At 64.2% G+C, this 19,786-nt stretch carries 21 protein-coding genes and 1 tRNA gene; 13 read left to right on the top strand and 9 right to left on the bottom strand.

Translation table 11 applies throughout. From position 1 onward, the window contains the following. From WBV89_RS10890 to WBV89_RS10860, 7 genes are all read left to right on the top strand, one after another. Positions 1-855, top strand: an 855-nt coding sequence (locus WBV89_RS10890; RefSeq protein ID WP_423981372.1) for an ABC transporter ATP-binding protein, incomplete at its 5' end; no start/stop codon positions are given. Further along, entirely contained in the window at positions 852-1,826 is a 975-nt protein-coding gene (locus WBV89_RS10885) for an ABC transporter ATP-binding protein (RefSeq protein ID WP_423981371.1), read from the top strand. The genes WBV89_RS10890 and WBV89_RS10885, both read left to right, overlap by 4 nt. Positions 1,827-1,894: 68 nt before the next feature. Beyond that, positions 1,895-2,137: a preprotein translocase subunit SecG gene (secG, locus tag WBV89_RS10880; protein WP_423981370.1), complete on the top strand. Its 243-nt coding sequence runs from the start codon at positions 1,895-1,897 to the stop codon at positions 2,135-2,137. Positions 2,138-2,198: 61 nt separating this feature from the next. Next, a tRNA-Leu gene (locus tag WBV89_RS10875) sits at positions 2,199-2,288 on the top strand. A 361-nt stretch (positions 2,289-2,649) separates the two neighbouring features. Further along, positions 2,650-3,309, top strand: a complete 660-nt coding sequence (locus WBV89_RS10870) for a peroxiredoxin (protein WP_423981369.1) — start codon at positions 2,650-2,652, stop codon at positions 3,307-3,309. Between the two features lie 42 nt (positions 3,310-3,351). Then, entirely contained in the window at positions 3,352-4,938 is a 1,587-nt protein-coding gene (locus tag WBV89_RS10865; protein WP_423981368.1) for a DHA2 family efflux MFS transporter permease subunit, read from the top strand. A gap of 613 nt (positions 4,939-5,551) precedes the next feature. Continuing rightward, a complete protein-coding gene (locus WBV89_RS10860) occupies positions 5,552-6,058 on the top strand; it encodes a hypothetical protein (RefSeq protein WP_423981367.1) in 507 nt (168 codons plus the stop codon). 362 nt (positions 6,059-6,420) lie between these two features. Here the strand turns inward: WBV89_RS10860 and WBV89_RS10855 are convergent, their stop codons facing one another. The 4 genes from WBV89_RS10855 to WBV89_RS10840 form a co-directional block, all read right to left on the bottom strand. Next, positions 6,421-6,552: a hypothetical protein gene (locus tag WBV89_RS10855; protein WP_423981366.1), complete on the bottom strand. Its 132-nt coding sequence runs from the start codon at positions 6,550-6,552 to the stop codon at positions 6,421-6,423. Then, positions 6,549-6,827 carry an FAD-dependent oxidoreductase gene (locus WBV89_RS10850; RefSeq protein ID WP_423981365.1) on the bottom strand — a complete coding sequence of 93 codons (279 nt, stop codon included), beginning with the start codon at positions 6,825-6,827 and terminating at the stop codon, positions 6,549-6,551. The genes WBV89_RS10855 and WBV89_RS10850 overlap by 4 nt, the downstream gene beginning before the upstream one ends. 144 nt (positions 6,828-6,971) lie before the next feature. After that, on the bottom strand, positions 6,972-8,681 hold the full coding sequence (locus WBV89_RS10845; RefSeq protein WP_423981364.1) for a copper resistance CopC/CopD family protein: 1,710 nt from the start codon (positions 8,679-8,681) through the stop codon (positions 6,972-6,974). Between the two features lie 7 nt (positions 8,682-8,688). Next, on the bottom strand, positions 8,689-9,447 hold the full coding sequence (locus WBV89_RS10840) for a YcnI family protein (RefSeq protein ID WP_423981363.1): 759 nt from the start codon (positions 9,445-9,447) through the stop codon (positions 8,689-8,691). A gap of 953 nt (positions 9,448-10,400) precedes the next feature. Between WBV89_RS10840 and WBV89_RS10835 the strand changes: the two genes are divergently transcribed. The 6 genes from WBV89_RS10835 to WBV89_RS10810 all read left to right on the top strand — a co-directional run bounded on the left by WBV89_RS10835 (position 10,401) and on the right by WBV89_RS10810 (position 15,197). Then, on the top strand, positions 10,401-11,219 hold the full coding sequence (locus WBV89_RS10835) for a TraB/GumN family protein (RefSeq protein WP_423981362.1): 819 nt from the start codon (positions 10,401-10,403) through the stop codon (positions 11,217-11,219). Positions 11,220-11,438: 219 nt separating this feature from the next. Then, the gene (locus WBV89_RS10830; protein WP_423981361.1) at positions 11,439-11,699 is read left to right on the top strand and encodes a DUF4160 domain-containing protein; all 261 of its coding nucleotides are present in this window, start codon (positions 11,439-11,441) and stop codon (positions 11,697-11,699) included. A gap of 10 nt (positions 11,700-11,709) precedes the next feature. Then, positions 11,710-12,006: a DUF2442 domain-containing protein gene (locus WBV89_RS10825; RefSeq protein ID WP_423981360.1), complete on the top strand. Its 297-nt coding sequence runs from the start codon at positions 11,710-11,712 to the stop codon at positions 12,004-12,006. Positions 12,007-12,336: 330 nt separating this feature from the next. Beyond that, entirely contained in the window at positions 12,337-13,731 is a 1,395-nt protein-coding gene (locus tag WBV89_RS10820) for a hypothetical protein (RefSeq protein ID WP_423981359.1), read from the top strand. Positions 13,732-14,028: 297 nt separating this feature from the next. After that, positions 14,029-14,583 carry an RNA polymerase sigma factor gene (locus WBV89_RS10815; protein ID WP_423981358.1) on the top strand — a complete coding sequence of 185 codons (555 nt, stop codon included), beginning with the start codon at positions 14,029-14,031 and terminating at the stop codon, positions 14,581-14,583. After that, positions 14,580-15,197 (top strand): hypothetical protein, encoded by a 618-nt coding sequence (locus WBV89_RS10810; RefSeq protein ID WP_423981357.1) that lies wholly within the window; start codon positions 14,580-14,582, stop codon positions 15,195-15,197. Before WBV89_RS10815 ends, WBV89_RS10810 begins: the two co-directional genes overlap by 4 nt. A 448-nt stretch (positions 15,198-15,645) precedes the next feature. Here the strand turns inward: WBV89_RS10810 and WBV89_RS10805 are convergent, their stop codons facing one another. The 5 genes from WBV89_RS10805 to WBV89_RS10785 form a co-directional block, all read right to left on the bottom strand. Next, positions 15,646-16,590 (bottom strand): copper resistance D family protein, encoded by a 945-nt coding sequence (locus WBV89_RS10805; protein WP_423981356.1) that lies wholly within the window; start codon positions 16,588-16,590, stop codon positions 15,646-15,648. Then, positions 16,587-17,306: a copper resistance CopC family protein gene (locus WBV89_RS10800; RefSeq protein WP_423981355.1), complete on the bottom strand. Its 720-nt coding sequence runs from the start codon at positions 17,304-17,306 to the stop codon at positions 16,587-16,589. Before WBV89_RS10800 ends, WBV89_RS10805 begins: the two co-directional genes overlap by 4 nt. Continuing rightward, entirely contained in the window at positions 17,303-18,049 is a 747-nt protein-coding gene (locus WBV89_RS10795; protein ID WP_423981354.1) for a YcnI family protein, read from the bottom strand. The genes WBV89_RS10800 and WBV89_RS10795 overlap by 4 nt, the downstream gene beginning before the upstream one ends. 78 nt (positions 18,050-18,127) lie before the next feature. After that, positions 18,128-18,406, bottom strand: coding sequence for a hypothetical protein (locus WBV89_RS10790; protein ID WP_423981353.1), 279 nt, complete (start codon positions 18,404-18,406; stop codon positions 18,128-18,130). 704 nt (positions 18,407-19,110) lie between these two features. Beyond that, positions 19,111-19,786, bottom strand: a 676-nt coding sequence (locus WBV89_RS10785) for a sulfatase family protein (protein WP_423981352.1), incomplete at its 5' end; no start/stop codon positions are given.

The raw sequence follows: 19,786 nt of genomic DNA, 5'->3' as shown, positions 1-19,786 counted from the left end.
TCGGGCAAGTCGGTCACGGCGATGACGATCATGGGGCTGCTCCCGACGGTCAAGGTCCGCAATGGATCGATCATGTGGAAGGGCCACGACCTGCTCGAGAAGAGCGAGAACGAGATGCGCAAGATCCGTGGTGGGGAGATCGCGATGATCTTCCAGGACCCGTTGACGGCGCTCAATCCCGTGCACACCGTCGGTCGTCAGGTCGCCGAGATGGGCCGGATCCACCTCGGGATGAGCAAGAAGGCCGCGCAGGACCGTGCCGTCGAGATGCTCGGTCTCGTGGGAATTCCCGAACCGCGCAAACGGGCGGGGATGCACCCCCACGAGTTCTCCGGCGGAATGCGTCAGCGTGCGATGATCGCGATGGCGATCATGTGTGAGCCCGACCTGCTGATCGCTGACGAGCCGACGACAGCTCTCGATGTGACCGTCCAGGCGCAGGTGCTCGAGGTGCTGGTGGAGATCAAGGACGAGATCGACTCGGCGATCATGCTGATCACCCACGACCTCGGCGTCGTTGCCGGTCTCTCGGACCAGATGATGGTGATGTACGCGGGACGCCAGGTCGAGAAGGGCACCGCCGACGAGATCTTCTACCAGACCGCGCATCCGTACACCGAGGGACTGCTCAAGAGCGTTCCCGACCTGCTCGGTGACCACAGCGAACCGCTCGTGCCGATCAAGGGCGCGCCGCCGTCGTTGATCAACCGGCCGTCGGGTTGTGCGTTCCATCCCCGCTGTCCGTACGCGCGGGTTCCGGGGATCTGTAGCGAGACGGTTCCGGCATTGCGTGACGAGGGCCATGGCCATCTGTCCGCATGCCACTTCACGAGCGGCGATTGGGAGGGCGAATGAGCACCGAGATCCTGCGGGCGAACGATCTGGTCAAGCATTTCCCGATCAAGGGCGGAGTCTTCGGTCGCACGGTCGCGGAAGTCTCGGCGGTCGCCGGCGTGAACCTGCGCCTCGACGAATCCGAGACGCTCGGCCTCGTGGGCGAGTCCGGTTGTGGCAAGTCGACGACCGGACGACTGCTGCTCCATCTGATCACTCCGACCTCGGGAACGGTCGACTTCGAGGGAACCGATCTCGCCGAGGCCTCCAAGTCGGAGATGCTCGAGATTCGGCAGCGATTGCAGATCGTGTTCCAGGACCCGTACGCGTCGCTCAACCCGCGTCGCACGGTCGGCGAGACGCTTGCCGAGCCCCTGAAGCTGCACTTCGGTTGGAAGGGTCCCCAGGTCAAGGAACGGATCCGTGAACTGCTCGAGGTGGTCGGCTTGTCTCCCGAGCACACGAACCGCTATCCACACGAGTTCTCGGGCGGTCAGCGTCAGCGTGTCGGGATCGCACGCGCACTGGTGCTCGACCCGAAGGTGATCGTGCTCGACGAGCCGGTCTCCGCGCTCGACGTCTCGATCCAGGCCGGCGTGATCAACCTGTTGAAGAAGCTGCAGGACGAGATGGGCATCGCGTACGTGTTCATCGCGCACGACCTGTCGGTGGTGCGTCACATCTCCGACCGGGTGGCCGTGATGTATCTCGGCAAGATCGTCGAGGAGGGCGACCGCACCGCGATCTACGACAATCCGTCCCACCCGTACACGCAGGCACTGATCTCCGCCGTTCCGGTTGCCGATCCGAAGCGTGAGCGAGCGCGTGAGCGGATCATGCTCGAAGGCGATGTGCCGAGCCCGGTCGATCCACCTTCGGGGTGTCGGTTCCGGACCCGCTGTTGGAAGGCCGAGGCGAAGTGTGCGGAGGAAGAGCCCAAGCTCGTCGACCGCGGGCGGGGGCACCCGGTTGCATGCCATTTCCCCGACTGAGTCGATGAGGTCGCCTTGGTCATCTCTTTGCGCCGTGGTCGCGGTGTGCGTCGATAGGATCCCATGCCGTGCGTGATGTGATTCTCTACGTTTCCCTGGTGATCAACGTCGTTTCGATGTTCGGTCTGATCGCCGGCATCTTGCTGCACAGCGGGCGTGGGGGCGGCTTGTCCGACATGTTCGGTGGCGGCGGCGGAGCTGCGCTCGGATCGACGGCGGCGGAGCGCAACCTCAACCGCATCACCTTCGTGTTGGCGTTGATCTGGATCTTCTCGCTCCTCGGGGTCTCGTTCCTCCTCCCGGTGGGCTGACGATCGGCAATCGCGGTGGGAGCAGGCCTCGGCTCAGCTATCATCACATGCCCAACACCACGTCGAAGTGGCGGAATTGGCAGACGCGCTAGCTTGAGGTGCTAGTGCCCTATTAATGGGCGTGTGGGTTCAAGTCCCATCTTCGACACCAAAGAAATTCCAGTTGACCAGGGCTCCGGCCCTGGTCAACGGCGTTTTCGGGTGAGGTCGGCGTGGGGCCGAAACGCCGAAATCGCCCGTTTGTCCGCGATTTGTCAGCATGGCGGATTTTCGGGCAGCGTCGATGGCGACGCCACTTTGTCGCTGACCGGGTGAGCCTCATCGCTCTCCTCAAGCGGGCTATGTGCGCTCGATGTGCGACGTCTGCTCCGTTGGCAGCCGAAGCGGACCCACATCCTCGTGGACAAGTCGGATCATGAGAGTCTCCCGTCGGGCGTTCGTTCAGAGCGATGCCCGAGTTTTGGTACTGTCGTTGTCGCCGAATCATCGACAGTTTCGAGGGATTGATGGTCATGAACGTACGTTTGAACTCGCTTGCACCGGACTTTGATGCGGACACGACGGAGGGACGGATCAGTTTTCATGACTGGGCCGGCGACAGTTGGGTCGTGCTGTTCTCGCATCCGAAGGACTTCACGCCGGTCTGCACCACGGAGTTGGGTGCTTTTGCGCAGCAGAAGCCCGAGTTCGATCGGCGCAACTGCAAGATCATCGGAATCAGTGTCGACGGGGTGAGTGATCATCAACGTTGGTCGGGCGACATCGAGTCATCGCAAGGCGTCGCCCCCAACTACCCGTTGATCGGCGACCCTCAACTCAACATCGTCAAGCTGTACGACATGCTCCCCGACGATGCCGGCGACACCTCCGAAGGTCGCACCGCGGCGGACAACGCCACCGCACGGACGGTGTTCATCATCGGACCGGACAAGCGGATCAAGGTGATGCTGACATATCCGATGACAACGGGTCGCAATGTGGACGAGATTCTCCGGATCCTTGACTCGTGTCAACTGACGGCCAACGAACAGGTCGCCACGCCAGCCAACTGGGAACAGGGCGACGACGTGATCATCGTGCCGTCCGTGTCCGATGATGCGGCGGCGGAGAAGTATCCCGACGGGTGGGAGGCGCCGTTGCCGTACCTCAGACTGGTGCAGCCGTCGAGATAGACCCGAGGTGCACCTCGGGTCCGGCCGACAGGGCCAGCCAACGTGAATCGCACACAGCGGGGGACCGTTCTCGGGAGCGCGTTCGGTCTGGGCATGATCTTCTTGGACGGGACGATCGTCAACGTTGCGCTACCCGACATCCAAAAGGGTTTCGGAGTCGGCGAGAGCGGGGTGCAATGGGTCGTTGCCGCCTATGCGATCGGCATGGCGGCACTGATCATGACGAGCGCAACGGCCGCTGACCGTTGGGGTCGCCGACGGGTGTACATGATCGGGTTGTCGGTCTTCGTTGTTGCCTCGTGCGTGTGCGGAATGGCCCCGACTCTCGGCGTGCTGAACATAGCCCGAGGCGTCCAGGGTCTCGCCGCGGCCGCGGTCAGCGTCACGTCGCTCTCACTCGTGAGCGCTGCGTTCACCAACCCTGACGAAAAGGCGCGAGCGATCGGCATCTGGACTGGGATTGCCGCAGCGGCGCTCGGACTCGGGCCCACGCTTGGCGGGATCTTGACCGACCTGGTCGGCTGGCGCAGCGTCTTTTTCGTCACCGTTCCCGTCGGTGTCGCAGCGCTGGTCCTGACGACGGGGTTCGTCGCAGAGTCCTACGACACTGCCAAACGCGGACTCGACCCGGTTGGTCAGGTGCTCTACATCGCGACCATCATGGCCTTCGCCTGGACCGTGATCCAGGGGCCGCACGCTGGCTGGCGGAGCACGAGCATCGTGACGACCGCGATGGCGGTCGTGATCGGATTGGTCGCGTTCGTCGTGTGGGAGCTCCGACACAGCGGGCCGATGATGGATCTGCGGCTGTTCGCGAACCGCACGTACACCTTGGCGAACGTGGTGCTGTTCGCGGTGTTGTTCTGCTTCTACGGCATCCTGCTCATTTTGACCCAGGGCTGGCAGAACGTACGCGGTGCTTCACCGCTCATCACCGGTCTGGCTCTGTTGCCGATCGCAATCGGACAAATGATCTTCGCTCCACGCGTCGGCGCGTGGATGAAAACCGTCGGTGCACGACGGCTGATCCTCATCGGGCTGAGCGTCTTCACCGCCGCGATGTTGATCGGTGTCGTCGGAGTCGAAGTGCACCTCGGGCTGGTGATCATCTGCATCGCGCTGACCGGCATCGCGACGTCGTTCACGGTGACGCCGTCCACCACGATCGCAATGCGCTCGGTCCCCGAAGAACGTGCCGGGATGGCGTCGGGCATCCTCAATGCGCAGCGCGCGTTGGGGTCCGCGGCTGGCTACGCCGTACTCGGAACGATCATCGCGGCGTGGCTTGGCGCCACCTTGAACACCAGCCTGGAACCGGTCGTGCCGAACGCCGACGAGCGCGCAGCCGTCGCTAGCGAGATCATCGATCACGCGAACCCACATGCGTTCCCCGCCGAGATCGGCCCCAGCCGACCGGTGCCGGCCTCGTCGGGAGCGACACACGAGGCGATCGCCGACGCCGCTGAGGCCGACTTCAAGCACGGCATCCAACTCGCCCTTGCGACGTGCGGTGTGCTGACAGCGCTCGTCCTCGCGCTGTGCTGGGTCGGATTCCCCCGCGACCACCAACCTCCGCAGCCGGGAGAACCGTCGTTTGCCGCGCCAACCCACACACCGCAACCGAACTAGCAGACTTCATCTGAGCTTGAGCGCGGCCGGGCCCTCATCCAACGCCGATGACCAACCACATGACAGGGCCCCGCCGATCCAGATCGCAGGCGAAACAGTTACGGCGGACAGCGGACAGCACCTCTCGTATTCCTCAGATCGTCCCGGTGAAGGTCGTGGGGCCCGAGAGTCGTCGCCGCGTAGGGCACTGTCGAACCGTCCTCGGAAATCGTCGGCTCGGACACCCAGCAACACGGTCAACAACACGAACACGCGCCCGCCGACACGCCAGTCATCGCGGGGAACTCGCACACGCTGATTCTCCATCCGGGTCCCTCGACCGAGCGTCTGAGCCCGCTGGCGACACCCAGTGTCTTGTCGACCGAGCCTCCGCCGGAACGTACGTACTGCGGCTCGCTACAGTCCTGTCATGAGATGGGTTGGGGCGCTGGCAGTGGCGGCGACGTTGGTAGCGGGCTGCGGAAACGGCGACGGCGACACATCGGCGACCGCAGCATGGTTCTTCGGTCAGACTGCCGAAATTGGTGTGATCGACACCGATGGGCTGGACCTCCAGGGCGTGTCTCCATCGTTGCTGGCGGTCTCGGACCGGCCGGAGCGGATCGTGAGTCGCATGTCGACAGACGATTTTGTGGACACGTGGTCCGATCGTTTCGGTGATGATCCGCCCAACGCAATTCTGACCGGTTCGTCCGACGGGGTTGAGCAGTCGATCGGATTGGAGATCTCGGAGCCTTCGTATTCGGTTGAGTCCGGGTCGTTGAGCTTCGAGGTCAGCTTTGACGGAGGCGCGCCGACCGATGAGACACTCACGGACATTGCGCTCGTCATCGATTCGGCGCCGCAGCTCGACTACGTCGTGAGCGCGTCGCCGGAGTCGTCCAGCACGGCGGGAGCGATTCAGGACCTGACCGTCCTCGCGAACCGCGAAATCCGCGCGGGTCGATCGGAGGGCTCACTGAATCTGGTTGTCACGGAGAAGGTCTTCGACGATGGGTACGAGTTCTTCAACGGCGCAGGCGAGACGCTACGCGTGAAGATCAGTCAGGGTGGCGATGTGCTCGTCGACGCGTCCGTTCAATCGGATGCAAAGCTCGACGGTCAACCATCAGGTGAGTAGCGAGCGAGGCCTCCGCGATTTCCTGATTCCGTCTGGGGATGATCTTCTTGGACGGGACGATCGTCAACGTCGCGCTGCCAGAGACAGAAGGGTTTCGGAGTCGGCGAGAGCAGGGTGCAATGGGTCGTTGCCGCCATCTGGATTGGGATTCCATCTGGGCTTGACGGCAGACCCACTTGCGCCGTCGTCGATCAATCACAGGAGAGAGCCGCGCCGATCCAGACCACCAGCATCACAGTTCCGGTGGCCAGCGGACAGCACCTCTGGTGTCCTGGCAGCTTGATCTGTCGTCGTGTTCGGTGCTGATGCCGGTGGCGCGGTGGCGGCCGACCCCATCAGCGTTGGGTGATTGAGGTGTGTATTCAAAGTGTCAGATAGTTGTGGACGAGGTGGACGGAAACTGCTCTTTCCCCCACCGCAGACGCCACGCGCTTGAGCGACAGCGCGCGGTCGTCGACAGCGAACACCCCGGGCATGCTGGTTTCGTAGATCATCGGGCTGCGTTCCTGTCCCCAACGGTCGGCGGCTTCGAGGCGGTACCGGTGATGATGAACCCGCGTTCGTCGCGGGCGGTCACGGTGTCGAGCCACTCGGTGCGCGGACGAGCACCGATGAACACGAAGATCGCATCGGCAGCGATCTTGCCGGTCGGAGTCTCCAGACCGACCTGTTCGAGCCGGTCGGAGCCATCGACGTGGGTGACCTGGGTTTCGGTCCGCACCGAAATGTTGTCGATGGTGGCGATCTGGTCGACCAGGTACTGCGACATCCGTTTTCGCACGTTTCCGGGCGGTTGTCGGCGTCACGGCGGCGCCAAGGTACCGGAGCCGAGGGTGGCATTTCGCTGCCGTTCCGGTGGGCATCAGTCACTCTTGCTGGTCCGTGGCATCCGGGGCTTGGGAGGGTTGCGAGTTCACTGGATGGATACGTCGAGCCATGCGATGCCGGATTCGAAGTCGCCGGTTCGTGCGCGCACCTCCAACCGCCAGTCGCCTGCGAAAGGCACATCGGTGACCACGTGGTAGTTGCCGGGTCCGGTCGTATGGACCGCTAGGTCGATCGGGCCGATCCGACCGGAGAGGTCACGCAGTTGGATGACAGGTTCCTCGATGAACTCGGGCGCCGGATCGTCGAGGCCGTCGGACATGGCTTGGATCGCGAGGTTGAGGTCGTTGCGTCCGACGGTCGCTGGCGCGAGGTCAAACCGCACGCTTGCGGTGCCCGACGAGAGCGGCACGGTTTCCCGGATCGCCTCGACGGACTGTTGGGTATTGCTCGATGACGTGTCCAATGGTGAGGCGCCAACGAGGAAACCGGTGGTTGCGAGCACGAGTGTGAAGAGCGCGAGTTCGGCTCCGATTGTGCGTCGCAGTCGGAGTTCTCGTCGAGGTGTGAATTCCTCCTCTTCGATGCCGCGGACGGGGACCAGGACGAATCGGTTGTACGCGCCGAACCCGACGAGTCCAAGCACGAGACTGGACTTGACTATCAGCGCAAGTCCCCAGGTGGTGGATACGAGCGCTCCGACCGACGGCACGATCAGCACAGCGAGAACGACCCCCGCTGCGAATACAGCGGTGACCGCGACGATCGCGCACGTCGAGACGTCGATGAGGGTTCGACGGTTCCATGCTGTTGAGTCGGTCGAGGACCGCGAGATGCCGAGTGCGGCGATGCCACCGATCCACACCGCGCCAGCGCTGACGTGGATCGCGTCGCTCGCGATAGCGAGCCATGTCGGTTCGGCTGAGCGGGTGTGTCCGTCGGCTGTGAATCCGATCAGCACGAGCGCACCACCCACCCAGAGCAGTGTTGTCGTGAAGCGGGCGTTCGCACGTACCCGTTGTGCTGCGAAGAGAGCGACAAGGCCGGTCACGACGGCCAGCAAACCGGTACCGATCGGACCACCCACGACACTGCGAATCGAGGTCCACGACACCACCGCCGACCATTCTCCGGACAGCTCAGCGGTCCGGCTCGCGAGGATGCCGACGCTTGCGAGTACGCCGACGCTCGCGAGCCGTCGCGAGGCCTGAGTGATCGCCCGGCGTTGGATTGAGTCAGGAGCGCCCGAACCGGCGAGGCGCCTCCATCGATGACCGAAGAACGCTAGGCCGAGCGAGGTGATCGACGCGAGATACCAGCACGCCGTCGCCGCGACTCGGGCGATAGCGGTCCCGGGAGCTGTGGCGGGTTCGGTGATCGAGGCCACGTCCGGCGGGTCGCCAGCTGACGGTGCGCCGATGCTGAAGGTGGAACTGCCCGTGACTCGATGGGAGTCCGCCGACAACACGTCCCACGTGACGAGATAGGTACCGGTCGCGAGATCGTCGGGCAGCGCGATCTCGATCGTCTCGTTCGTCGCCTCGGCATCATCCGCGATCCGACGCCCGTCGCGGTCGTAGACAGCGACACCGCCTGACACCGAGACAGGTTCGTTGAACGTCAGGGTCACAGCTGACGGCTGGTCCGCGAGCACGACGCCGTCGGCGGGGTCGATCGCAATGAGTGTTGCGTGTGCCGCGGCGACGCCCGGAATGGCAAGCACCATCACGACGGCGAGCACCACGAGGAGCCCGAACAGCCCGCTACCGACTGTTGAACTCCTCGTGGGTGCGGTCATCGGACGATCAGGCCGAACGCGTGCGCCAGATCGCCGTCCCACCAATCACGAGCGCGAGGAGGCCGACGACAAGAGCACCGATCGCGAGGCCGTCAGAGCCACTGTTGTCGGAGGAGTCCTCCGATTCTGCAGGCAGCTCGACGCTCGCTTCCTCGACAATTGCGTCGTCTGCAGCGTTGGCGTCGTCGCCATCGTCGCCACTGTGCTCGCCCCCATCATCGGTCGCAGCAATTACGGCAATCCCGGGCGCGGGGGCGTCGAGATCATGGGGGTCCTGCCCCTCGGCGGGGATCTCGATCCATGCGGTCTCGCCTTCCTCGCACGTCTGGATCGTCGGGAACGAGATCGTCTGACCAGCGGCGTCGGCCGGCATCGCCATGCTCAACTCGAACGTGTCTCGATAGCCGTCAGCCACCGGGTTCACTGCCGTGTACACAACCTCGGAAACACGCTCGGTCAACGTTGTTCCGTGACCACCCTCGACTGGTTCGTCGAGCTCCTCCATCACCTTCTCTGCAGTCCAGTTGGCGTTGATCGTCGGGCTGATCGTGGGGATCGATTCGGGCATCTGGATTCGAATCTCGGTGGTTGGCGAGCCGTCGCAACCGTGGCTGAATCCGAACGTCAGCACGGTCGATTCACCCGCGACCGCCTCGCCCTCAGCGATGCTGACATGAGCAGATGCGGTGCCGGCACTCGTGAGGAGTCCGATCCCGAGCGCAACGGCTGCGCCGACGATGAGTTTGCGGTGACGAAGGGTTTCCATCGGAGGTAGACCTCTTTCCAGTTGCAGCACCCGAACGGTTCGAGTGAGGTCAGCGGCCAGGTCGCCCACCACCCTGTTCAAGTTCCCGACATCTCAACAATCGACAACCAACAATGACAATGCGACGTTCCTGACATCCGACGCTCCGATCGTTGCTTCGACACGAAGCGACGCGTTACGCGCCCTCGCCCCACCCATCAATACGCAATCGCCGCGTGTTTCCAAGCAGCGAAACGCTCGTTCAAGTGCCTGATTGATGATGGCAGGTGCGCTGCGGCGGTTCCGTAGCGTTCGGATGATCCGGCTGGTGGGCTCTTCAAGTGCCCGCCGCCCGAACGGATTGGCCTTCTAACGAACTGTCCGCCGGTCGGTCATCTGACCGTGGTGTGGCTCGAAAGAGGCCAGACAAATCGAAGGTCGCGGACTGTTCTTCAGCAGCGATGTCTCCGCAGCGACCGTCGTCATCCGACTCGGAGGGCGTCTCGTCTCGTCAGCGGAGCTCACCGCGCTGATCCAACACGCTGAAACTGACCGGACCGCTCCGTACGTCGTCTCAATCACCCTGTACCAAGACGCCCACTTGGTCCTTCCGACGGAGACCCCGATCCACTTCGGCAACCGCAGCTGCGACCCGACCCTCTGGGTCGTTGGACCATTCGAGATCGCGACCCGACGCGATGTCACCGCTGGACAAGAAGCCACCCTCGACTACGGCACCATGTCAGGCGCCGACGGCTTCACGATGGAATGCCGTTGCGGGTCGTCAACTTGTCGGGGTGAGGTGACCAGCACCGACTGGTTACGCGAGGAGCTTCAAGAGCGCTATCGCGGCCACTGGGTGCCTGCGCTTCAGCAGCGGATTGCGGCGATCTGAAACCCTGCCACCAAACGCCGGGAGTGGGACGGCCGGGAGTCGAGCGATTTGGGGCGCGCTGAAGTGTGATGCTGTTGCGATGAGTGGTCCGCCGCTGTGGCAGGTCTCTGGCTCCAACGCTGCGTCGGTGTTCTTGTACGGGACGGTCGTCGAATCGGCCATGACGCGTGAATCGGCGAGCCCGGCGTTGGAGGCGGCGCTCGCCGAGTGTCGAACGGTGTGGTGCGAGTTTCCGCCGACCACTGAACTGGCGGGCAGTTCGCAGCTTGCCACCCATGGGCTCTCGAACGAACCGCTGTCGATTCGACTCGACGACGAACTCGAACGTCGCCTCACTCGCGGTTGCGCACATCTCGGTGTCGATCGTGCGGCCCTCGAACCGATGCGTCCGTGGCTTGCCGCACAGATCATCGACGGAGCGCACGGCACGGCGTGCGACATCGACCCCTCAACGCGGATCGAAGCGTTCCTCGACCGGTGCGCCGCCGACGTCGATGTATCGCTGCACTTCGAATACGCCACTCCCGAAGCCGCCTTCGGATTGTTCTCAACGCTCGAAACGCACGTCGAGCTCGACTACCTCTCCTGGACCCTCGACCGTTCGGTACATGCGCACGGAACCTGCACCGGGCCGGCCCACGCCTGGAGGCGAGGATCACTCGCCGAGCTGACCGATGAGACCATCAGGTTCGTCCAGACCTATCCCGAATTGTTCCGCGTGCTCGTCACCTCACGAAATCGCTCCTGGGTGAACCGAATCAGCGCGATGCTCACCACCGGCGAGACGACCGTCGTGGTCGTCGGTGCCGGCCACCTCGTCGGTGACGGCGGAATTCCCTCACTCCTCCAACAGAACAAAATCTCACTCCGCCGAATGGACACGTCGACCCCCAGGTAGCCCGAGCGCAGCGGTGTCACAAAACGCCGGTTCCGGGACGCACATTCTGGCGCTCCTCGCGGATCGTGCATCTGCACAATCTCGCGCACCTCGCCGAGCACATCCGTGCCGTACTGCTCGGGTGAGTGGGCAAGCCGGGTGCGTTGATATGCGTGCAATCGGGGGTCCAAACCTGCTCGAGGTCAACTCGACGAGCAGCGCTCGGCCTAGCGTGAGTTGATGCCTCGCCTCAGCGAGTTCTACGGAATCGCGATCTACATGTACTTCGCGGATCACAACCCTCCGCACTTCCACGCGATCTACGGCGAGCACGAGGCGCTCGTCCAGATCGACGACGGTTGCATCGTGCGCGGCGGCCTCCCCAAGACCGCCGCCAAGCTCGTCGAGCAATGGCGCACACTTCACCATGATGAGCTTCTCGCAGACTGGGAACTGGCTCAGGAACCAACCAGCCTGAACCCCATCGAGCCCCTCCAGTAGGATTGGCCCCATGGCCGAACTCACACGCGTCGCAGCTGTTGACCACCTCGGAGCGCGAGTACTGCGCGTCGAGTTCACCGATGCTGTCGTCCGTGAGATCGATTTCGCCGGGGCACTTCCGGGAATCCTCGCCAGCATCGATGACGACGATGTGTTCTCGACCGTCTCCGTCGATCAGATCGCAGGAACGGTCAGCTGGCCGAACGGTGTCGACCTCGACCCTGACGTACTCCGAGGTATCGAAACGGCCTCAGCGCCAGGACAAGGGCGATTGCTACGCGAGTACCGACTCGAATCGGCAAGCTGACTCAGCGCCGCACCGCAGGGGCCGCCTGCGAGTAAGCGCACGATCTCGAGCACCTGACCGAGCCCCGACGTGCCGATCTCGCGCAGTCGTCGGGGAACGGGAGGGTGAATGTTCTGGAGCGGTTCTTGCTGCTCCTCGAGCGGACTCTCGACACGGGGCGGTGGTGCCGCTGAATGGTGGGGACCCGTCGGCGCTCCGGATGGCGCAGCCGAGCTCTGCGGCCGCCGCTCGTTGTCAGGTATCTGCAGACATTCTGTAACACGAGCCCCATTGTCCGCATGTGTTGATGGCGGCGCAGTTCGGCGTTGTCGACTTCACAAGGAGAATCCTTTGTCCCCTCAACGCACCACCCCCTCCCGCACGAGGTCGCGCCGCTTCGGTACCGCAGCCGTAGCGGTTCTCGCTGTCGCAGCAGCCAGTTGCGGGAGCGACTCCGACGACACCGAACCCGCAGCGTCAGACGCTCCCGCCACGACGGCCGAGCCGGCCGAAGCCGAAGCACCAGCGACCGATCCTCCCTCGACCGATGCGCCAGCGACCGACGTTCCGATCGCCGACGACTCGCCCTACATCGTCGAAGATGCCGGCGACGCTGCAGACGCCGATCCCGGCGACGGCGTCTGCGCAACCGACGAAGGCTCTTGCACTTTGCGTGCAGCAGTCGATGAGGCCAATGCGATCGATGGCGAGCAGACCATCTCGCTCAGCTCCGACGTGACTCTCGCAACGGCTGGCGCCGACGAAGATGCCAATGCGACCGGTGACTTCGACATCACCGACGATCTGGTGATCGAGGGCGGCGGCTGGGTCATCGACGCCGATCGACTCGATCGCGTGTTCCACGTGCAGGGCGTATCGCTCGACTTGAGCAACATCACGATGATTAATGGCCTCGTCGAGGGCGAGGGTGCCTCGGGTGGCGCCGTGTTCAACGATGCGGGCGCCTTATCGATCGCCGACAGCGCTCTGACCAACTCGTCGGCCACCAGAGCTGGTGGCGCGATCGAGGCGAACGAAGGCATGACGTCCCTGATGGCCGTCGAATTGTCGGGCAACTCGACGGGGGACGGGCCCGGCAATGGTGGGGGGCTGCATCTGACCGGTGCGGGAACTGTCACCGTTGCTGATTCGACGGTCGCTGGCAACACAGCGACCGCTGAGGGCGGCGGACTGTGGAACTCCGCCGGTGGCACGTTCGAGATCACGAACACGATGATCGAGGGAAACACGGCGAACGGCGCCGCCCCTGATTCTGGAGGTGGCGGACTGTACAACGACGGCGGCACGATGACCGTCAATGGCGGAACCATCGACGCCAACATCGCCGATGGTGAAGCCGGTTCGGGCGGCGGCATTCTCAACAACCTCGGCGACCTCACCGTCACCGACACCGTCATCACCAACAACACATCAGTCCGCGCCGGCGGCGGCATCGAAGCCAACGAAGGCACCACGACACTGATGTCCGTCGAGATGTCGGCGAACTCGACCGGCGAATCACCTGGCAACGGTGGAGGGCTCCACCTCACCGGCGTCGGGACCGTCACGGTCACCGACTCGACGGTCACCGGCAATATCGCAACCGCCGAAGGTGGCGGACTGTGGAACTCCGCTGGCGGAACAATGTCGGTGACCGGTACGGACGCGTCGGGCAACGATGCGCCTGACGGTCCTGACCTGTTCAACGACGGTGGCACGTTCACCGTCGACGGAGAGAACGTCTAGTCCAGCTTCGCCCGGCCCGCCGGGTTGAGAGCGCCGATCAACGACAACGAGATGGGCTGGTGCCTCGTCACCACGAGGCACCAGACCATCTCGAATTCGTGAACCAGCAGCAGTCGCAATGCGCCTCGGAAGGCAGGAAACGAGAAGCACGTGACTCTCGCAACCGATCGAACGGACGAACGACGTACTGTGGGGTCTCCGACACGCCCGCCTGCCGCGAGACTCACCACGTCGCTGCGCGCCGAAGACCGACCCGCATCCGCTTCGGCGAGATGGAGCCGACATGATCGTCAGCAGATGCCCGAGCACCTAGCACTTGCACACCTCGTCGAACGAGCACGGTCCCACGACCCGGACGCGTGGGAGGCGATCTACCGCCACGTCTACCCCAAGCTCGCCACCTATGCACGACGCCGCCTGGCCGACCCATCACGCTCCGACGACGCAATCCATGAAGCGTTCGCCCGAGCGATGTCAAGCATCGACCGTTTTACGCTCGGGTCGGCCGGCATCGACGGCTGGCTATTCGGGATCACCCGCAACGTGATCTACGAGACCTACCGGACCGCCGACCGGGAGCGCCCGCTCAACTCCAGCGACGAGGGACCCTCGACCGCGCACGCCGTTGACCTCGACAACCGCATTCTCCAGAATGAGGAAACCGCCGCCCTTCGGGACGCCTTCGATCAGCTCGATTCCAGCGAGCGAGAACTGCTCGAACTGCGCGTCGTCTACGGACTCGACGCCGACACGGTGGCAGAGCTGACCGACCGGACACCCGGCGCTGTCCGGACCGCACAATCCCGAGCAATGAGCCGCCTCCGGACCTTCATGAAAGAAGTGTCACGATGAGCCCGAACGATCGCGACCACCTCGAGCAAGCGCTGAGCGACGCCGTCGGCCACGACAACGACCGCGTTCCCACCGACGCAGGTATCGAGACGATCCGCAACCTCGCCCTCGGCCACGCCCGCATCGACCGAGCCGAAACCGCCACGCCGATCTCGGCCGCTCCGAGCCGATCGAGAACAAGCCGCCGAGCGCTGGTGTTCGGCGCCGTTGCAGCGGGCACCGGTCTCGTCGTTGGCAGCGCCGCCACGATCGGACTCACCGGAACGGACGACACGAACTCGGACACCACGGGGTTCGACCCCAGCGCGATCGAAGAGATCGCCTTCGTCCCGACAGGGAGCGGCCCATCGGGGACCATCAGCCGATCCGCACTCATCGACCACTCATGGGGAGGCGAACTCATGCTCGACATCGCCGACCTTCCAGCCGGCAACCGGTACGACGTTGTCTACATCGACCTCGACGGCGCCACGCTTGCGGCCGGGTCGTTTCAATCTGTTCCCGACGTCTTGATGAAATGCCGCTTCAATGCTGCCTTGCTGCGGGAAGACACAGCCCGCATCGACATCACCACCTCGAACGGGGACATCATCGCATCGGCCAACCTGAACTGACCGGCCAGACGGATCGCAGCGGCGAACGCCAGCGACCAGACTTGAACCCGTGCTGATGAGCCTCTGGCTCTCCTACTCGGCGTGCCAGGAAGGGCATATCAGCAAGACTGGAAACGCTGATCGAGAGTCATATCCGCCAGCGGGAAGTGGGTGGGTCGGCGACCGGTTGATCTCGGACCTCGGGGAGTCGGGAACTCGACTCCCCGATGCGCTGATCGCAGTAACGGCTCTCGAGCGAGGTTTCAGCGTCGTGACGCGGAACCGGAAGTACTTCGCGCCGATCAGAGGAATCCGCGTCCGGTCCATCGATTGATTCATCGATCAAGGAGCATTTGGCGTACCGACCATCCAGCCATTCTCGAGCACGTAGCCGAGCACCGACGTGCCTGATAGCGCTCAGGCTGTCAGCAGTCGGCTCGGCGATGTTCTGATTGCGGGGGCGTCCTTGTCAGGTGGGTGGCGGTGTCTGCGCCAGGGCGGTGGCCAACGCGATCACGACGGCCATGACTGTCAGTTCGGCACCGGCGACGAGCACGAATGTGGGTGGCGAATCGCCGCGTCGTGCAACGACATAGCGGCGCTGCAGTTGACCGAATCCGACTAGTCCGGAGAGCAGGACGGTCTTGAGTGCGACGATCGCGCCGTATCCGCTGGTGAGCAGTTGGCTCGGAGTGTCGAGCCGGCTCAACGCTGCGATGAGACCGGTGACGGCCACGACGACGACTGACGTCGCCGCAAGCCTCGAGAATCCGGCGAGATGAAGGTACCACCACGGTCGCCGCCGAACAGCGAGCCACGCCAGTACGAGCAGACCGCCAATCCATGCCGACGCGGCCGCAATGTGGGCGGTCAACACGACGGACGAAAGCAGCGGGGCGCCGGTCGTGCGCGCATGGCCGACGACGACGGTGGGCACGATGGCGGCGATGACGATCACGAACTCGATCCATGGGAAACGCCGTGCCCGATCGATGACGAGCGCGAGAATGCCCACGATGCCACCGGACATGAGGAGCCCTCGCATCTGGGGGGACCCGAGGATGGGTGCTCGTCCGTGAAGTTCTGCTGCGAGACATACGGCTTGAAGCGCGATTGCCACGACCCACGCGAGTGACGACAGGGTTGCGCCCCGGCGCAGCTCATCGCGTTGCTCGGGCGTCGCCGTGATGGCGACGGCGACGAAGCCGATCGTCGCGATCAGGGTGGCCGTTCGCAGTGCCGGCAGCACCGCTGAGAGCCAGGGGAACAGTCGCCCCGGGTCTGCGATTCCGGGCGGCGGCGCAGTCGGCGCACCGCCGCCCAGGATCAGCGCAACAGCAGCAGTGCTGATGATGGCTACCGCGATGCCGGCCACCCAGCCCGCTGCGACGCTGGGAGTCTGACGCTCGCTCACGTCGCCGAGGGTTCCGTCTTCGCCGTCGTCCGTCGGGCGGCACGACGGACAGCAAGGCCGGCGATCGTGACCCCGGCAGCTGCGGCGATCAGCAGCGTCACGATGACAGTCGGGTTGGAGTCCCCGGATTCACTGCCCGGCGTCTGCGACGGCGACACGGGTGCGGCGACGACCCGCGCCGGCGTCGTGGTCGTGGTCGCCACAGCGGTCGGCGGTGTCGTGTGCGATGACATCGAGTCGTGGCCGACTGTGGTGGGTGTGTCGACGGATTGGACTGGGAGGCTGGTTGTGGCTGCCGCACCGGTGTCCGCGGGCACGATCGCGGCCGTTGACGGTGCACCGCTCGGTGCGTCGAGTGTGAAGGTCAGCCTGCCCGAGATCGGATGGCCATCAGCGGACGTCACCTGGTATGCGATGACGTACGCGCCGGGTTGCGGATCGGACACCGCGATTGGTTGTGATGCGGCGCGGTCGACGACGGACACCTCGCCACTTCCGACGCTGACGCCATTCGGATCGGTCACCGCCACGTCGGCTGGCAAACCGACGACCTCGGTAAAGGTCAGTTCGACCACGTCGGGCAAGACGGTGACGACGGATCCCTCTGCGGGATTCGACGACTCGAGCGAGGCGTGCGCCTGCGCGGTCGCCGTGGCGGTGAGGGTCACGACGCACAGCGCCGAGAACGTCACCGCCGCAGCGAACCAGCGATTCACGTCGACGTCACCGTTGAACGTCGCGAGGCACCGACCCACGCGAGTACGACGACCCCGAGGACGAGTCCGAGACCGCCCAAGATTCGGGCGAGGGTGTCGGACTCGCTGGGACCCGACTCCACGACAGCGGCTTGGACAGCATCGGTGGATTCGGCAGCGTCAGCAGACGTTGTACTCGCATCTGCTGTCTCAGACGTCGAGGCGAGTGCCAGTACCGGCGCAGGTCGCTCCGGTTCCTCTTCGCCTTCGACCACTGGGTCAGCCCACTCGACGACGTCGTCGTCCGAATATGTTTGTGTGGCCGGGAACACCATCTCACCGACATCGGAAGGGAACGGGCCCGCCGAGATCGCGAACTCGCTGAACTCATGGGGTCCCAGCGCGCTGTCGTCGGACACAGCGGTCCAGGTGACGGCCGTGACCGCTTCGGTCACGGTGAAGCCGCCGAATTCGACGGGTTCGGGAAGTGTTTCGCTTGTGGTCTCGACGTCCCAGCCCGGAACGGCCTGGGTACTAACGAACGCAAAGGGTGTGTCGATCGGAAGCGAGACACTGATCGAGACGGTCTTGGCCGTTTCGGACTCGCTCGGTACACGGAAAACCACCTTGCCGAAGCCGCCAGGGGCGGCGTCGGTGGAGGAGACCGAGACGTGTGCGCTTGCTGATGTTGCCGGGACGGCGGCGAGACCGACGGCGACCACGAAGGCCGCGCCGAACCGCCGCACGCGTGCGGAAGTGCTCATGATGATTGTCTTTCTGAAGAGGGGTGTGTTTGATCGATCTTTCGAGGGCCGTTGAAACGCCCGCGGGTGAGTGATCGATCAGCGAGGCGGTCCCCGGCTCCAGTTGGTCACGCGTCGCGGCGCCGACGGTGCTCGGAAGCACTCCGTCGCAAGCATCGACATGTACGGCGTTCGCCACGACACCGTGATCCGCTGCGGTCCGATCGCTGCTGCCAGAACAGCAGGCATCGTCGAGAGCCATCGCCATCCGTAGCGCAGCGTCACCGCCACGATCACGACCCCGACGGCGTGCATCACCACCATCGCCCACGGGTTCGATCCGTGCTGGACCATCGACATCGGGGACGACCCGTCCATCCCAGATTCGTGGCGCGACATGGCCAGGTGGACAGCGGGCTGAAGAACAACCAGCGCCGAGATCAGCGCGCCGAACGACCATCGACGCGGCCCGATGATGGCGCCAACGATCGGTGCAGCAATCAGGAGTGGAACGAGGTCGGCGATTCCGCTGGCCGAACCACCACCACGCAGGTGACTCCAGCTCGAAACGATCACCGCAAGCAACGCACTCGTCGCGCCAAGAGCACGACGGTTCCCCAAACTGGCCGCCTTGAGGGGCGCTGCGGATGCCCGAGTCTCGAGGACGACGTTCACCAACCTTGTTCGTGCCACGACGACGTTCAGATCATCACGAGCGTTCGGTCACCGCTTCCCAGCCCCCGCCGCCGTCGAGGTCTGGACCCGATGGATCGATCAGAATGTTCACAGCCGGACCGCTTGACGCCGCCCCTATCCGGCAGCGAAGAGCGCCCGGACGAGGACACCCACCACTTGCACAATCTCGCGCACCTCGCCGAGCACATCCGTGCCGATAGAGGGCGGGTTGGGCGACGCGCCCTTCTGAACATTTCCGAGCGATGCGATGCGCTTCGCTCACCGACGGGCTCGCTCGACGGCGGCCCCGACTGGTCTGCTGTCGTGGCCGTCCTGGCTTCGGTTCGTAGGGAGAATGGGCGGCCCGGCCTGACTTGGTGCTGCCTGTCTGGCGAAGTGATGGGTCGCTATTGAGCGATCGGTGCGTAGGCGGTCCGCTCGATGTCCATGAGTTCGTCGAAGCGACGCCGCAGGTCCGTACGGCGACCGCGATCGTGCGCGAGGTTGACGATTTCGTGCGGGTCTTCTTGGAGGTCGTACAACTCGTGGTCGTGGTCGTCGAAGTCGGCGTCGACGTCGTACACCTTCTCGCCGGGAAGTGGGAGCCCGGCAACGTCGTGGCCCCCGCCGACGCCGTAGTACCGGCAGTATTTGTATCGGCCATCGAAGATGCCGCTTGATGCGTACCTGGTCATTTCGACACCGCCGTACCACGGCCAGTCCTGGGCGAACAAGATGTAGTCCTGAAGTGTCCTACTGGGATCGTTGAACAGCGGCAGGAGACTCGTGCCGACGAGGCTCGGTGTGTCGTCGACGTCGACGCCGCCCAGTTCAGCCACCGTCGCGGCGAGATCGACATGGCTAGTGACTGCGTCGCACTGCGACTTCGGGGTCGTCAGCTCGGGGGCGACCACATACAGCGGAATTCGCATTGTTTCGTCGTAGTTCCAGGGACCTTTGGAACGGAGCTTGTGGGACCCGCACTGGTCGCCGTGGTCGGCGGTGAACACCACGACGGTGTCATCCCACATCGACGTGTCGTCGAGTGCACCGAGGATGTGGCCGAGGCTCACGTCGCTCAAC

Source organism: Ilumatobacter sp. (genome assembly GCF_049588435.1).
Taxonomy (GTDB): Bacteria; Actinomycetota; Acidimicrobiia; order Acidimicrobiales; family Ilumatobacteraceae; genus Ilumatobacter_A.
The sequence above is the reverse complement of the archived record's forward strand: the minus strand, read 5'-3'. Positions and strand labels throughout refer to the sequence as shown.